Genomic DNA, 15136 nt, shown 5'->3' on the forward strand with positions numbered 1-15136 from the left:
CCCCGTCACTCACTGGGCGCCGGGGCGCACCAGTCCGCTCTCGTACGCGTACACCGCGGCCTGCACCCGGTCGCGCAGCCCCAGCTTCGTCAGCACATGGCCCACATGCGTCTTCACCGTGGTCTCGCTGACGAAGAGATCGGCGGCGATCTCCGCGTTCGACAGGCCGCGCGCGACGAGCTTCAGCACCTCCACCTCGCGGTCCGTCAGCGTGTGCAGGGTGTCCGGCACCGGCTCCTCGCCGGACGGCAGATGGTCCGCGTACTTGTCCAGCAGCCGGCGCGTGATGCTCGGGGCGAGCATGGCCTCGCCGCCCGCGACCACCCGGATCGCCTGCACCAGCTCATCGGCCGGGGCGTCCTTCAGCAGGAAGCCGCTCGCCCCCGCGCGCAGCGCCTCCACCACGTACTCGTCGAGGTCGAAGGTGGTCAGCACCAGCACCTTCGCCGGACCGTCCCGGCCGGGGCCGGTGATCTGGCGCGTCGCCTCGACCCCGTCCATCCGCGGCATCCGGATGTCCATCAGCACCACATCGGGCTGCAGCGCCCGCACCTGGTCGAGCGCCTGGAGGCCGTCACCGGCCTCACCCACCACCGCGAGATCGCCCTCCGCCTCCAGAATCATCCGGAAGCCGGTGCGCAGCAGCGGTTGGTCATCGACCAGCAGGACGCGGATTGCCACAGGAACTCCTCAATGTCCTTCAACGGCCACCGACCGGCCGGCCTCGGCCCGGACGCGGTCCATTCTGCCCTGGTCATCCTGCGCCGGTTCCGCCGGGCGCACCGACAGCGGATAGACCGGGGGAGTCCCGCCGAATTCCGGACAGAGCGCCTGATGGTCGCACCAGCCGCACAGCTTCGTCGGCCGCGGCCGCCACTCCCCGGTCTCCGTCGCCAGCGAGATCGCCTCCCACAGCGCGAGCAGCTTGCGCTCCACCCGCTCCAGGTCCGCCACCACCGGGTCGTACGTCATCACGTCACCGCTGCCGAGATAGACCAGCTGGAGCCGGCGCGGCACCACGCCCTTCAGCCGCCAGACGACCAGCGCGTAGAACTTCATCTGGAACAGCGCGCCCTCCGCGTACTCCGGACGCGGCGCCTTCCCCGTCTTGTAGTCGACGATCCGGACCTCGCCCGTCGGTGCCACGTCGATCCGGTCGATCACCCCGCGCAGCCGCAGCCCCGACTCCAGCTCCGTCTCGACGAACAGCTCGCGCTCGGCCGGCTCCAGCCGCGTCGGATCCTCCAGCGAGAACCAGCGCTCCACCAGCCGCTCCGCCTGCGCCAGCCACGCCGAGAGCCGCTCGCCCTCCGGATCCTCGGCGAACAGCTCCGCCAGCTCCGGCTTCGACTCCAGCAGCCGGTCCCACTGCCCGGGGATCAGTGCCGTCGCCCGGCCGGGGGTGCGCTCCACCGCCGGGTTGTCGAAGAGCCGCTCCAGCACCGCATGGACCAGCGTGCCCCGGGTAGCCGCCTCACTGGGCTTCTGCGGCAGCTTGTCGATGACCCGGAAGCGGTACAGCAGGGGGCACTGCATGAAGTCGCTCGCCCGCGAGGGCGACAGGGACGACGGGGGCTGAGCGGGCCGCGGCACTGAGGTCATGGCACGACCCTACGACCCGCCACCGACAACAACCGGCATACCATCGACCACAGACCCTCGCACACTGCATCATCGTGCCGGACGGCACCGACCGAAGGGACCTCGTGGACGAGAGCGGCGACAGCGGGCGGCCGCAGCCCGGCCCAGGGGGAACGGACCCCGGCGGCGGCCCCGGCAAGGACGCGCCCCGGCGCCGGGACGAACCCGGCGGCGGCATCCTCATGGGCCGCCCCTTCGGTGTGCCCGTCTACGTCGCCCCCAGCTGGTTCCTCGTGGCGGCCCTGATCACCTGGGTCTTCGGGGGCCAGCTCGACCGCGTGCTGCCCGACCTCGGCGCGGCCCGCTACCTGGTCGCCCTCTTCTTCGCGATCGCCTTCTACGCCTCCGTACTCGTCCACGAGCTCGCGCACACGGTCGCCGCACTGCGCTACAAGCTCCCGGTCCGCCGCATCCAGCTCCAGTTCTTCGGCGGCGTCTCCGAGATCGAGAAGGAGTCCGAGACCCCGGGCCGCGAATTCGTCCTCGCCTTCGTCGGCCCGCTGCTCTCCCTGGTCCTCGCCGGCGTCTTCTACGTCCCCCTGAAGTTCGTCGAACGCGGCACCGTCCCGGCCGTCCTGCTCGGCGGCCTGATGATCTCCAACCTGATCGTCGCCGCCTTCAACCTGCTGCCGGGGCTCCCGCTCGACGGCGGCCGCATGCTCCGCGCGGTCGTCTGGAAGATCACCGGCCGCCCCATGAGCGGCACCGTCGCCGCCGCCTGGGTCGGCCGCGCCCTCGCCGTGGGCACCCTCGTCGGCCTCCCGCTCGTCACCCAGACCGGGTTCCTCGGGAACGACACCAGCGACATCAGCGGCATGGACACCGTCACCGACGCCCTGCTCGCCGCGATCCTCGCCGCCATCATCTGGACCGGCGCAGGCAACAGCCTGCGCATGGCCCGGCTCCGCGAACACCTCCCCGACCTGCGCGCCCGCAGCCTCACCCGGCGCGCCGTCCCGGTCGAGGCCGCCACCCCGCTCTCCGAGGCACTGCGCCGGGCCAACGAGGCCGGCGCCCGCGCCCTGGTCGTCGTCGACGGCAACGGTGAGCCCAAGGCCGTCGTCCGGGAGGCCGCGATCGTCGCCGTCCCCGAGCACCGCCGCCCCTGGGTCGCCGTCAGCGGCCTCGCCCAGGACCTCACCGACGGCATGAGGGTCTCCGCCGAACTCGCCGGCGAAGCGCTCCTGGACCGCCTCAAGGCCAGCCCCGCCACCGAGTACCTCGTCGTCGAGGACACCGGCGAGATCTACGGGGTGCTGTCCACCGCCGACGTCGAGCGGGCGTTCGTCGCCGCCATGGCCCGCCCCGCCGCCTGAGGCCCGCACGCCCGTACGCCCGTACGGGCGAGCGGTCGGCGGCCCCGGAAACACCGGTACGCTGGTCACATGTCTGAACCGACCGGTGCCGCCCGCCGACGCGGGCCCTTCAAGGTCGGGGACCAGGTCCAGCTCACCGATCCCAAGGGACGCCACTACACCTTCACGCTCGAAGCCGGAAAGAACTTCCACACCCACAAGGGTTCTTTCCCGCACGACGAGCTGATCGGTGCTCCCGAGGGCAGTGTTGTCCGTACCACGGGAAACGTCGCCTACCTCGCGCTGCGCCCCCTGCTCCCCGACTACGTCCTGTCCATGCCCCGCGGCGCCGCCGTGGTCTACCCCAAGGACGCGGGGCAGATCCTGGCCTTCGGCGACATCTTCCCCGGCGCCCGCGTCGTGGAAGCCGGCGTCGGCTCCGGCGCGCTCTCCACGTTCCTGCTCCGCGCCATCGGCGAGCACGGCATGCTGCACTCCTACGAGCGCCGCGAGGACTTCGCCGAGATCGCCCAGCAGAACGTCGAGCGCTACTTCGGCAGCCCGCACCCCGCCTGGCAGCTCACCGTCGGCGACCTCCAGGACAACCTCACGGACACCGACGTGGACCGGGTCGTGCTGGACATGCTCGCCCCCTGGGAGTGCCTGGACGTCGTCTCCAAGGCCCTGGTGCCCGGCGGCATCCTGTGCGCGTACGTCGCGACGACCACGCAGCTCTCCCGGACGGTCGAGTCCATCCGTGAGATCGGCTGCTTCGCGGAGCCCCAGCCCTGGGAGTCGATGATCCGCAACTGGCACGTCGAGGGTCTCGCCGTGCGCCCGGACCACCGCATGATCGGCCACACCGGCTTCCTGGTCACCGCCCGCAGGCTCGCCGACGGGGTCCAGGCCCCGCCGCGCCGCCGCCGCCCCTCCAAGGGCGCCTACGGCGAGGACTACGACGGACCCGGCAGCCGCAGCGGCTCCGACCGCGACTGACCGTCGCGCAACAGACCGGCGCCGCCGCCGAGTTCCCGGACCGACCCGGGAACTCGGCGGCGGCGTCCTCGCGTTCCGGGAAAGGCAGGGCCCGGGGCGGGCCGCCCGGGAATCGGCGTGCCCGGGGCACGATCCGCCGCGACCCCACCGTTCCGCTGCCGTGTGAGGTGTGGCACGATGCTGGACACCCCACCCGCCGCCGACGTCCCGCCGGTGGCACCGCCTCATCCGGCGCTCCGCACCACAGGAACCACAGGAGACATCCCGCGTGCAGACCTCCGCGCTCCCGGACCTCGCGCACACCAACACCACGCCGATGCACTGGCTCGCCACCGCGGCGGCCATGGCCGCCGTCGTCGCGGCCGCCGGTCTGCTCCAGCCCGATGCGAGCGCTTCGGCCTCCACCCCGCACAACACCGCCGCCGCCCGTCACGGCACCGTGACGGCCGCCGCGCCCGACCCGGCGAAGGCCGCGTACCCCCTGGAGTGCGGCGGCGTCGGCACCACCGTGGCCAAACAGGCCCCCGGTGACCTCGACGGCGACGACCGGCCCGAGACCGTCGCGGTGGTCCACTGCGCGGCCGGATCCGGCACCCCGCCCAGCGGCGTCTATGTCCTCACACAGGGAAGCGGGGCCGCACCCAGGATCGTCGCGACCCTGGTGGACCCCGCCCAGCAGATGAGCATCGGTGACTTCACCGTGCGTGACCGCGTCATCTCGGCCACCCTGCTCGGCTACTCCTCGTCCTCGGTGCCCAGCTGCTGCCCGGACGAGCAGGAGAAGGTCACCTGGCAGTGGCAGAACGGTGCCTTCGTCCGGACGAGCCAGTCCGCCGAGCCCGCGGCCGCCGGCGTCTGACCGGTCAGGCGGCCTCGGGGCCGAAGACCTCGACCCTGTCCGAAACCCGACGTACGTGGATGCAGTCGCCCGGGCACTCCTTGGCCGAGTCCACCACGTCCTGGAGCAGCGGCAGCGGCACCGGGGTGGTCGCGCCCTTGTCCTGGAGCAGCTCGTCCTGGTCGCTCTTCACATAGGCCAGGCCGTCGATGTCCAGCTCGAACACCTCGGGCGCGTACTGCACGCAGATGCCGTCCCCCGTGCAGAGGTCCTGGTCGATCCAGACCTCCAGGTCCTGCGTCTCACTGCCGGTGGGAGCGTCCTGCTGCACGGTCATTTCTCCTGCCGTTTCCTGCGTATCCGAACCAAAAAAAGCCAGCCCTGACGGGTGTTGAACAGTTCGACGATACAACCGGCCGCTTTCCGATGTTGAAGGGTGGGTATTCCCCTGACACGAGGGAGAGCGCAAGGGTGAAGATCGGACACACCCCGCAGTCTTTGTGATCTAGGGGTTTCAATCATCACCCACCCAGGTAGGGTCAGGAAGCGTCCAGCTCCCCTTGGAGGAGGTGAGGACCGTGGCAGCCCACGACGACGACATCAACCGCGGCATCCGGCCCGGGCGGGGGTCCGATGACCCAGCCGGCCAGGTCGCCTATCTCGAGCAGGAAATCGCCGTCCTGCGACGTAAGCTCGCCGACTCTCCGCGTCATACGAGGATTCTCGAAGAGCGGATCGTCGAGTTGCAGACCAACCTCGCAGGCGTGTCCGCGCAGAACGAGCGGCTCGCAAGCACACTCCGTGAGGCCCGCGACCAGATCGTGGCCCTCAAGGAAGAGGTCGACCGGCTCGCACAGCCGCCGGCCGGCTTCGGTGTGTTCCTGCAGGCGAACGAGGACGGTACCTGCGACATCTTCACCGGGGGCCGCAAGCTCCGGGTGAACGTCAGTCCCAGTGTTGAGCTCGACGGCCTCCGGCGGGGCCAGGAAGTCATGCTCAACGAAGCGCTCAACGTGGTCGACGCCATGGAATTCGAGCGGGCCGGGGACATCGTCACCCTCAAGGAGATCCTTGAGGACGGCGAACGAGCCCTGGTCATCGGGCACACCGACGAGGAACGGGTGGTGAGGCTCGCCGAGCCCTTGCTGGACATCACCATCCGTCCCGGCGACGCCCTGCTGCTCGAACCCAGGTCCGGCTACGTCTACGAAGTTGTTCCCAAGAGCGAGGTCGAAGAACTCGTCCTCGAAGAAGTCCCCGACATCGACTACGACAAGATCGGCGGCCTGGGCGATCAGATCGAGCTCATCCGCGACGCGGTCGAGCTCCCTTATCTCCACCCCGACCTCTTCAAGGAACACGAGCTGCGGCCGCCGAAGGGCATCCTGCTCTACGGGCCGCCCGGATGCGGCAAGACGCTCATCGCCAAGGCGGTGGCCAACTCCCTTGCGAAGAAGGTCGCCGAAGTCACCGGCCAGCCCGCCGGGAAGAGCTACTTCCTGAACATCAAGGGCCCCGAGCTCCTCAACAAGTACGTCGGCGAGACCGAGCGTCACATCCGCCTGGTCTTCCAGCGTGCCCGTGAGAAGGCGAGTGAGGGTACCCCCGTCATCGTCTTCTTCGACGAGATGGAGTCGCTCTTCCGCACCCGCGGATCCGGCGTCAGCTCGGACGTGGAGAACACCATCGTCCCCCAGCTGCTCGCCGAGATCGACGGCGTCGAGGGCCTGGAGAACGTCATCGTCATCGGGGCCTCCAACCGCGAGGACATGATCGACCCCGCCATCCTGCGACCCGGCCGCCTCGATGTGAAGATCAAGATCGAGCGCCCCGACGCAGAGGCCGCGAAGGACATCTTCGCGAAGTACCTCACGCCCTCGCTGCCCCTGCACGCGGACGACCTCGCGGAGCACACCGGCTCCAAGGAGGCCGCGGCGCACGCCATGATCCAGTCGGTCGTCGAGCGGATGTACACCGAGTCCGAGGAGAACCGCTTCCTCGAGGTCACGTACGCCAACGGCGACAAGGAGGTCCTGTACTTCAAGGACTTCAACTCCGGCGCGATGATCCAGAACATCGTCGACCGGGCCAAGAAGATGGCCATCAAGGCCTTCCTCGAGCAGGGCCAGAAGGGTCTTCGCGTCTCCCACCTCCTCCAGGCATGCGTGGACGAGTTCAAGGAGAACGAGGACCTGCCGAACACCACCAACCCGGACGACTGGGCCCGGATCTCCGGCAAGAAGGGTGAGCGGATCGTCTTCATCCGCACACTCGTCACCGGAAAACAGGGTGCCGACACCGGTCGCTCCATCGACACGGTGGCAAACACCGGGCAGTACCTGTAGAACGCAGACCGGCTGCGGATGCCCGGCCGGGCATCCGCAGCCGGTTGCTTTCCGGACAGCCGCCACGACACCGCAGTAATGACGTAATTGATCTCCCCACCAGCACAGAGGCGTTCTAGGCTCTGGCGTACCGCCCGGTCGCGCAGTGCGGGGACGGACGGACCGCGCACGCACCGGAGAAGCAGCGGTACTTGAGCGCCGCCCCGGAAGGGAGCGCCGCCGGGCAAGGAGGGCCGCATGACCGTACGGCGAGTAATGGGCATCGAGACCGAGTACGGGATCTCCGTGCCCGGACACCCCAACGCCAATGCCATGCTCACCTCGTCCCAGATCGTCAACGCGTACGCGGCGGCGATGCACCGGGCGCGCCGCGCCCGCTGGGACTTCGAGGAGGAGAACCCGCTGCGAGACGCGCGAGGCTTCGACCTCGCCCGCGAGACCGCCGACTCCAGCCAGCTCACGGACGAGGACATCGGCCTGGCCAATGTCATCCTCACCAACGGGGCCCGGCTCTACGTCGACCACGCGCACCCCGAGTACAGCTCGCCGGAGATCACCAATCCCCGGGACGCGGTCCTGTGGGACAAGGCCGGCGAGCGCATCATGGCCGAGGCCGCCGAGCGCGCGGCCCAGCTCCCCGGCGCCCAGCCGATCCACCTCTACAAGAACAACACCGACAACAAGGGCGCCTCGTACGGCACGCACGAGAACTATCTGATGAAGCGCGAGACGCCGTTCTCCGACATCGTGCGCCATCTGACCCCGTTCTTCGTCTCGCGCCAGGTCGTCACCGGTGCCGGACGGGTCGGAATCGGCCAGGACGGCCACGAGCACGGCTTCCAGATCAGCCAGCGCGCCGACTACTTCGAGGTCGAGGTCGGGCTGGAGACCACCCTCAAGCGCCCGATCATCAACACCCGCGACGAGCCCCACTCCGACGCCGAGAAGTACCGCCGGCTCCATGTGATCATCGGCGACGCGAACCTCTCGGAGATCTCCACCTACCTCAAGCTGGGCACCACCTCGCTCGTCCTGTCCATGATCGAGGACGGCTTCATCAACGTCGACCTGGCCGTGGACCAGCCCGTGCGCACGCTGCACGAGGTCTCCCACGACCCGGACCTCCGGCAGCTGATCACGCTGCGCAGCGGCCGGACACTCACCGCTGTGCAGCTCCAGATGGAGTACTTCGAGCTGGGCCGCAAATACGTCGAGGAGCGGTACGGGGCGGACGCCGACGAGCAGACCAAGGACATCCTGGTCCGCTGGGAGGACACGCTGAACCGGCTGGAGAACGACCCGATGAGCCTGTCCGGCGAGCTGGACTGGATCGCCAAGCGGGAGCTCATGGAGGGCTACCGGCGCCGCGACGGGCTGGACTGGGACGCCGCCCGGCTGCACCTGGTGGACCTGCAGTACGCGGACGTACGGCCCGACAAGGGCCTGTACAACCGTCTGGCGGCCCGCGGCCGGATGAAACGCCTGCTGGACGAGAGCGAGGTCGAGCAGGCCCGTACGGCGCCTCCTGAGGACACCAGGGCGTATTTTCGCGGTCGCTGTCTGGAACAGTACGCGGACGACGTCGCGGCGGCCTCCTGGGACTCGGTGATCTTCGATCTGCCGGGCCACGACTCGCTCCAGCGGGTCCCCACGATGGAGCCCCTGCGGGGCACCCGCGACCATGTGAAGGCCCTGCTGGACCGCTGCCGTACGGCGGAAGAGCTGGTCCGCGTGCTGTCGGGCGGCTGAAAGGGTCCCCGGCTGGGAATCATTCCGATGACCTCCGGACGTTGAGACAAGTACCGGGCCAATGTCGGACCCCGTAGGTAGGGTCTGATCAAGTGCTTCGAACCGAGCGGGGTGAGCTACATGGCGACCAAGGACACCGGCGGCGGACAGCAGAAGGCGACGCGCTCCACCGAGGAGGTCGAGGAGCAGGCGCAGGACGCGCAGGCATCCGAGGACCTCAAGGAACGGCAGGAGAAGCTGAGCGACGACGTCGACGACGTCCTCGACGAGATCGATGACGTCCTCGAGGCCAATGCCGAGGACTTCGTCCGCTCCTTCGTTCAAAAGGGCGGCGAGTAACCGGCACGGCGCCCTCGGGGGCCGGCGACCGGCGTGCGGTGCGGGCGGGTGCCCGCACCGCACGGCCGCAGGCGCGGACCGTGCGGTCGGTCCGCATTCCGAATGCCTCCGCCGCACATGTGGATCACTGCCCTCGGACGGGTAGGGTCCGTGGCATACGGTGCTTCAACTGCAATTCGGCCGTAGGCAAGTTGGGAGATGATCCTGACACCTTGCGCAGGGCCATCGCTTACCTGGAGGGAAACGCGTGGAAGCCAACACTCGTAGCACCGGGCGTCTACCAGCTGCCTTCCTGACGCCCGGGTCCTCTTCCTTCATGGACTTCCTGTCCGACCAGTCGCCCGGGATGCTTCCGGGCAACCGGCAGCTGCCGCCCATGAAGGGGGCCATCGAGGCGCCGCACGGCACCACCATCGTCGCGGCGACCTTCCCCGGCGGAGTCGTCCTGGCCGGTGACCGGCGGGCGACCATGGGCAACATGATCGCGCAGCGCGACATCGAGAAGGTCTTCCCCGCCGACGAGTACTCGGCGGTGGGTATCGCCGGTACGGCGGGGTTGGCCGTGGAGATGGTCAAGCTCTTCCAGCTGGAGCTGGAGCACTTCGAGAAGGTGGAGGGGGCCCAGCTCTCCCTGGAGGGCAAGGCGAACCGGCTCTCCACGATGATCCGCAGCAATCTGGCGATGGCCATGCAGGGCCTCGCCGTGGTGCCGCTCTTCGCCGGCTACGACGTCGACCGCGAGCGGGGCCGGATCTTCAGCTACGACGTCACCGGCGGCCGTTCCGAGGAGCACGGGTACGCGTCCACCGGCTCCGGGTCGATCTTCGCCCGCGGCTCGATGAAGAAGCTCTACCGCGAGGACCTGACGGAGGAGCAGACGCTCACGCTGGTCGTGCAGGCGCTGTACGACGCGGCGGACGACGACTCGGCGACCGGTGGACCGGACGTGGCCCGCCGTATCTATCCGATCGTCACCGTCATCACCGACGAGGGCTTCCGGAAGCTGACCGAGACGGAATCCTCCGAGATCGCCCGCTCGATTCTGGAACGCCGGCTGGAACAGCCCGACGGCCCGCGCGCCGCGCTGCTCTGACCGTTCCTTCCGAGGCTTCTTCGATGCTCTTGTCACTGACAGAAAGGGACGGATAGCCGGTGTCGACGCCGTTCTATGTCTCACCTCAGCAGGCCATGGCCGACCGGGCGGAATACGCCCGGAAGGGCATCGCCCGTGGTCGCAGCCTGGTTGTGCTGCAGTACGCCGACGGCATTGTGTTCGTCGGCGAGAACCCGTCCCGTGCGCTGCACAAGTTCAGCGAGATCTATGACCGGATCGGTTTCGCCGCGGCCGGCAAGTACAACGAGTACGAGAATCTCCGCATCGGCGGGGTGCGCTATGCGGATCTGCGCGGATACACCTATGACCGCGACGATGTGACGGCGCGTGGACTGGCGAATGTCTACGCGCAGACGCTCGGCACCATCTTCTCCAGCGCGGCCGAGAAGCCGTACGAGGTGGAGCTGGTCGTCGCCGAGGTGGGCGCGGAGCCGGACGGCGACCAGATCTACCGGCTGCCGCACGACGGCTCGATCGTGGACGAGCACGGCTCGGTCGCGGTCGGCGGCAACGCCGAGCAGATCAGTACCTTCCTCGACCAGCGCCACCGTGACGGGATGTCCCTCGCCGAAGCGCTGAAGCTGGCGGTGCAGGCGCTGTCCCGCGATCCCAACGGAAGCGAGCGGGAGATCCCCGCGGAGCGGCTGGAGGTCGCGGTCCTGGACCGTACGAGGCCGCAGCAGCGCAAGTTCAAGCGGATCGTCGGGCGGCAGCTGGCCCGGCTGCTGGAGGCGGACGGCGCCGGTTCGACGCCGACCGACGCCCCCTCGGACACGGAGGACGGCGACGGCACGGACGCCCCCAGGACGGCCGCTCCGGACACCGGTGGCGCCAAGGATTCCAAGGGCTCCAAGGACGCCGGCGGCTCCAAGGACTCCACCGATTCCGGCGGGGACGTGGAGTAACCGCTCGACAGGTCTCGCCGCCCCGGTCCGCCCTCCCGGCGGGCCGGGGCACTGTCATGCGCCCCGGTGGCCGGGCGGCGGTGCCGAGGAGCCCCGGACGACCAGCCGCACCGGCAGGCTGCCGGACTCGGCCGCGCGGCCGTCCAGGACGGCCAGCAGGGCGTTCATGCCGCGCTCTCCGACCCGCTCGGCGGGCAGCTGCACGGTGGTCAGCTCCGGCTCGACCGCCGTGGCGAGGGCCAGGTCGTCGAAGCCGGTGACGGAGAGGTCGTCGGGCACCCGCAGCCCGAGCCGACGGGCGGCCTTGCACGCTCCCGCGGCCAGGATGTCGTCGTCGCACACGACGGCGGTGGCCCGGGGGCCGGAGGCGCTCAGCGTGCGCTCGGCGGCCTCGCGCCCGGCCCGCACGTCCAGAGCGGACGGCACGGTACGCACCTCGGCGCCGGGGACGCCGCGCAGGGCCTCGTGCAGGGCGCGGGCGCGGACGGCGAACGTCCAGGTGTCGACGGCCGATGCGAGATGGACGAAGCGGCGGTGGCCCAGGGCGAGCAGATGCTCCGTCACCTGGCGCATCCCGTCGGCGATGTCGAGGTTGACCCGGGCGGCGGGCCCCGGCGCCGAGGGGTCGCTGTCCAGCATGACCAGGGGGACGTCGGCGCCGTGCAGGGCGTCGAGCGCGTCGGCGGCCATCGACGAGGCGATGACCCCGTCCAGCGCGGCGCGCGCGGAGGCGAAGGGGTCCCGCGCCGGGCCCGTGCCGTCCGGCGAGGGGTAGAGGACCACGCCGAAGCCGTGCTCGGCGGCGACCGCGGCGGCCCCGGTGTACACCCGGGCGAAGAACTCGTTGGTGAGGGCCGGGACGACGAGCAGGGCGGTCCTGGTGTGGCCGAGGCGGAGATTGCGGGCGGCCAGGTTGGGGCGGTAGCCGAGCCCCCGGGCGGCCTCGCGCACCCGTCCGGCGGTGGTCTCGGAGACTCTGCCCCGCCACTTGTCGCCGAGGACCAGGGAGACGGTGGCCTGGGAGACGCCTGCGGCCCGTGCGACGTCCCGGCTGGTGGGCCGGGGCGTACCGGGCGGTGCTGGGCTGGACACGCGGGGCCTCCGGGCCGGTCGGGGCAGGCGCCGTGAGGTGGACCTGCGGACTGCCACATGGTACGTATGAACCTGGAAGTTATACGTAAAACCTCGACCGTCCGGACAGGGCGCCCGGGGGAGAGGGGCGGGACATGGCCGCGGGATATCTGGACATCCTCCGGGCGCGGCATGCCGCCCGGCTGCTGACGGGCACGCTGGTGGGGCGGCTGCCGAACGCCACGGCGCCCATCGCGATCGTGCTGTTCACCCGCGCGGAGAGCGGCAGCTACGCCCTCGCGGGGGCGCTCGCCGCGGTGTACGGACTGGCCACCGCAGTCGGGCAGCCCCTGCTGGGCCGCGCCGTCGACCTGTACGGCCAGCCGCGCGTCCAGCTGCCCTGCGCCGTCCTGTCCGCGCTCGGCATGGCCGTGCTCGCCCTGACGGGCTTCGGGTCGCTGCCGCTCGCCTATGCGGCGGTCACCGTGGCCGGGCTGTTCACCCCGCCCCTGGAGGGCGGGCTGCGGGCCCTGTGGCCGAGCGTCCTCGGCGGCGAGGAGCGGGTGCACCGTGCCTACGCCATGGACGCGGTCGCCCAGGAGGTCATGTTCACCGTGGGCCCGCTCCTGGTGACCCTGCTGGTCTCCCTCTGGTCGCCGGCTGCTGCCCTGCTCGTCATCAACGTCATCGGTGTGCTGGGGGCGCTCACCGTCGTGCTGTCCGAGCCCTCGCGGAACTGGCGCTCCGCGCCGCGCGAGGCGCACTGGCTGGGCGCCCTGCGCTCGCCCGGGCTGCTGGCGCTGCTGGGGTCGTTCTTCTTCGTCGGACTGGCCCTGGGGTCCATCACGGTGGCCGGTGTGGCCTACGCCGACGACCAGGGCCGGGAGTCGGTCTACGGCTGGCTGATGGCCGCCCTGGGGCTCGGCGCGCTGATCGGCGGCGCGCTGTACGGGGCGCGGCAGTGGGCCGGGCCGCCGGAGCGCCGGCTGCGGGTGATCGTGGCGCTGCTCGCGCTCGGCTACCTCCCGTTGGTGCTGACGCCCGGAGTGGTGGCGATGACCGTGCTGGCGGCCGTCGCCGGAGTGTTCCTCGCGCCCGCGATCGCCTGCTCGTTCATCGTGGTCGACCGGCACGCCCCGAGGGGCACCGTGACGGAGGCCTTCTCCTGGCTCGTGACCACGTTCGGGGTGGGCGCCGCCGCCGGGACCGCGGTGGCCGGCCCGGCCGTGGAGCTGGGCGGGACGGCGTGGAGCTTCGCCGTCGCGGGGGCCGGTGGAGTGGCCGCGCTCGTCGTTCTGCTGGCGACCGGAAGGGTCCTCGCAGCTCCCGGCCGTAGCGCTGTCGCGGTGCGAGGATCGGAAAATGATCGAAACGGTGCCGTCGAACCCGGTTTCAGCTCGGGCCATCAGGCGTAATGTTCAGTCATGGACCGCCGCATTTTCGGGCTGGAGAACGAGTACGGCGTCACGTGCACGTTCAGGGGACAGCGCCGACTGTCTCCTGATGAAGTGGCGCGCTACCTCTTCCGCCGTGTTGTGTCATGGGGCCGCAGCAGCAATGTCTTTCTGCGGAACGGCGCCCGCCTCTACCTCGACGTGGGATCGCATCCGGAATATGCAACCCCCGAATGCGACAACCTGACCGAGCTGGTCACCCACGACAAGGCCGGCGAGCGCATTCTCGAAGGCCTGCTTGTCGACGCCGAACGCCGCCTGCACGAGGAGGGAATCGCGGGCGACGTCTATCTCTTCAAGAACAACACCGACTCGGCGGGAAACTCCTACGGATGCCATGAGAACTACCTCGTGGCCCGGCACGGAGAATTCTCGCGGCTCGCGGACATCCTCATTCCCTTCCTCGTCACGAGGCAGCTGATCTGCGGCGCCGGCAAGGTGCTGCAGACCCCCCGGGGCGCCGTCTACTGCGTCAGCCAGCGTGCCGAGCACATCTGGGAGGGCGTCAGTTCCGCGACGACACGATCCCGGCCGATCATCAACACCCGGGACGAGCCGCACGCGGACGCGGAGCGGTACCGCCGCCTCCACGTCATCGTCGGCGACTCCAACATGTCCGAGACGACCATGCTGCTCAAGGTCGGCGCGACCGACCTGGTGCTCCGCATGATCGAGGCGGGCACGGTGATGCGCGACCTGACCCTGGAGAACCCGATCAGGGCGATCCGCGAGGTCAGCCACGACATCACCGGGCAGCGCAAGGTCCGCCTCGCCAGTGGCCGCGAGGCGTCCGCCATCGAGGTGCAGCGCGAGTACTACGAGAAGGCCGTGGACTTCGTCGACCGCCGCGGCATCCGCACGGGCAACGTCGAGAAGGTCCTCGAACTGTGGGGCCGCACGCTCGACGCGATCGAGGCCGAGGACCTCGACCGGATCGGTACCGAGATCGACTGGGTCATGAAGTACAAGCTCATCGAGCGGTACCGGGGCAAGCACAACATGACCATGTCGAATCCGCGGGTCGCCCAGATAGACCTCGCCTACCACGACATCCACCGCCGCCGCGGCCTGTACTACCTGCTGGAGCGCAAGGGGCAGGCCGCCCGGATCTGCAACGACCTGAAGATCTTCGAGGGCAAGTCGGTGCCCCCGCAGACCACCAGGGCGCGGCTGCGCGGCGACTTCATCAAGCGGGCCCAGCAGCAGCGGCGGGACTTCACCGTCGACTGGGTCCACCTCAAGCTCAACGACCAGGCGCAGCGCACGGTGTTGTGCAAGGACCCGTTCCGTTCCGTGGACGACCGAGTGGAGAAGCTGATCGCGGGTATGTGAGCCGGCGCAGGACGCGCCTCGGCTCTTGTGCGACTCGGGCCCCGTACGTTCCTCGTA

The 15136-nt window shown here is 69.9% G+C and carries 14 protein-coding genes and 1 pseudogene; 11 read left to right on the forward strand and 4 right to left on the reverse strand.

The features are described from left to right. Positions 1 to 9 precede the first annotated feature (9 nt). Positions 10 to 681: a response regulator gene (locus tag RLT58_RS29125; RefSeq protein WP_311313338.1), complete on the reverse strand. Its 672-nt coding sequence runs from the start codon at positions 679 to 681 to the stop codon at positions 10 to 12. Positions 682 to 690: 9 nt separating this feature from the next. Beyond that, positions 691 to 1536, reverse strand: a complete 846-nt coding sequence (locus tag RLT58_RS29130; RefSeq protein WP_311314689.1) for a RecB family exonuclease — start codon at positions 1534 to 1536, stop codon at positions 691 to 693. Between the two features lie 170 nt (positions 1537 to 1706). Between RLT58_RS29130 and RLT58_RS29135 the strand changes: the two genes are divergently transcribed. The 3 genes from RLT58_RS29135 to RLT58_RS29145 all read left to right on the forward strand — a co-directional run bounded on the left by RLT58_RS29135 (position 1707) and on the right by RLT58_RS29145 (position 4791). Next, positions 1707 to 2957, forward strand: a complete 1251-nt coding sequence (locus RLT58_RS29135) for a site-2 protease family protein (protein ID WP_311314690.1) — start codon at positions 1707 to 1709, stop codon at positions 2955 to 2957. 69 nt (positions 2958 to 3026) lie between these two features. Further along, positions 3027 to 3932 (forward strand): tRNA (adenine-N1)-methyltransferase, encoded by a 906-nt coding sequence (locus tag RLT58_RS29140; RefSeq protein ID WP_311313339.1) that lies wholly within the window; start codon positions 3027 to 3029, stop codon positions 3930 to 3932. A gap of 268 nt (positions 3933 to 4200) precedes the next feature. Further along, entirely contained in the window at positions 4201 to 4791 is a 591-nt protein-coding gene (locus RLT58_RS29145; protein ID WP_311313340.1) for a hypothetical protein, read from the forward strand. Positions 4792 to 4795: 4 nt separating this feature from the next. Here the strand turns inward: RLT58_RS29145 and RLT58_RS29150 are convergent, their stop codons facing one another. After that, positions 4796 to 5107 (reverse strand): ferredoxin, encoded by a 312-nt coding sequence (locus tag RLT58_RS29150; RefSeq protein ID WP_311313341.1) that lies wholly within the window; start codon positions 5105 to 5107, stop codon positions 4796 to 4798. Between the two features lie 241 nt (positions 5108 to 5348). Here RLT58_RS29150 and arc point away from each other — a divergent pair, with 241 nt between their 5' ends. The 6 genes and pseudogenes from arc (at position 5349) to prcA (ending at position 11222) form a co-directional block, all read left to right on the forward strand. Next, complete coding sequence (gene arc, locus RLT58_RS29155; protein ID WP_311313342.1) at positions 5349 to 7115, forward strand: proteasome ATPase; 1767 nt, start codon at positions 5349 to 5351, stop codon at positions 7113 to 7115. Between the two features lie 237 nt (positions 7116 to 7352). Further along, positions 7353 to 8864 carry a depupylase/deamidase Dop gene (gene dop / locus RLT58_RS29160; RefSeq protein WP_311313343.1) on the forward strand — a complete coding sequence of 504 codons (1512 nt, stop codon included), beginning with the start codon at positions 7353 to 7355 and terminating at the stop codon, positions 8862 to 8864. Between the two features lie 120 nt (positions 8865 to 8984). Further along, positions 8985 to 9203 (forward strand): ubiquitin-like protein Pup, encoded by a 219-nt coding sequence (locus RLT58_RS29165; protein WP_311313344.1) that lies wholly within the window; start codon positions 8985 to 8987, stop codon positions 9201 to 9203. A gap of 104 nt (positions 9204 to 9307) precedes the next feature. Beyond that, positions 9308 to 9499 (forward strand): annotated as a pseudogene (locus RLT58_RS29170) (endonuclease domain-containing protein); the annotation flags it as partial. Then, complete coding sequence (gene prcB / locus RLT58_RS29175; RefSeq protein WP_311313345.1) at positions 9451 to 10296, forward strand: proteasome subunit beta; 846 nt, start codon at positions 9451 to 9453, stop codon at positions 10294 to 10296. The pseudogene RLT58_RS29170 and the gene prcB, both read left to right, overlap by 49 nt. Positions 10297 to 10355: 59 nt before the next feature. Next, on the forward strand, positions 10356 to 11222 hold the full coding sequence (gene prcA / locus RLT58_RS29180; protein WP_311313346.1) for a proteasome subunit alpha: 867 nt from the start codon (positions 10356 to 10358) through the stop codon (positions 11220 to 11222). A gap of 54 nt (positions 11223 to 11276) precedes the next feature. Here the strand turns inward: prcA and RLT58_RS29185 are convergent, their stop codons facing one another. Next, on the reverse strand, positions 11277 to 12314 hold the full coding sequence (locus RLT58_RS29185; protein WP_311313347.1) for a LacI family DNA-binding transcriptional regulator: 1038 nt from the start codon (positions 12312 to 12314) through the stop codon (positions 11277 to 11279). Positions 12315 to 12448: 134 nt separating this feature from the next. On the opposite strand from RLT58_RS29185, the gene RLT58_RS29190 reads away from it, so the two are divergent. Continuing rightward, positions 12449 to 13708 carry an MFS transporter gene (locus RLT58_RS29190; RefSeq protein ID WP_311313348.1) on the forward strand — a complete coding sequence of 420 codons (1260 nt, stop codon included), beginning with the start codon at positions 12449 to 12451 and terminating at the stop codon, positions 13706 to 13708. A 9-nt stretch (positions 13709 to 13717) separates the two neighbouring features. After that, positions 13718 to 15079, forward strand: a complete 1362-nt coding sequence (pafA, locus tag RLT58_RS29195; RefSeq protein WP_311313349.1) for a Pup--protein ligase — start codon at positions 13718 to 13720, stop codon at positions 15077 to 15079. Positions 15080 to 15136 lie beyond the last annotated feature (57 nt).

Origin of the sequence: Streptomyces sp. ITFR-16 (genome assembly GCF_031844705.1) — a bacterium.
Classification (GTDB): domain Bacteria; phylum Actinomycetota; class Actinomycetes; order Streptomycetales; family Streptomycetaceae; genus Streptomyces.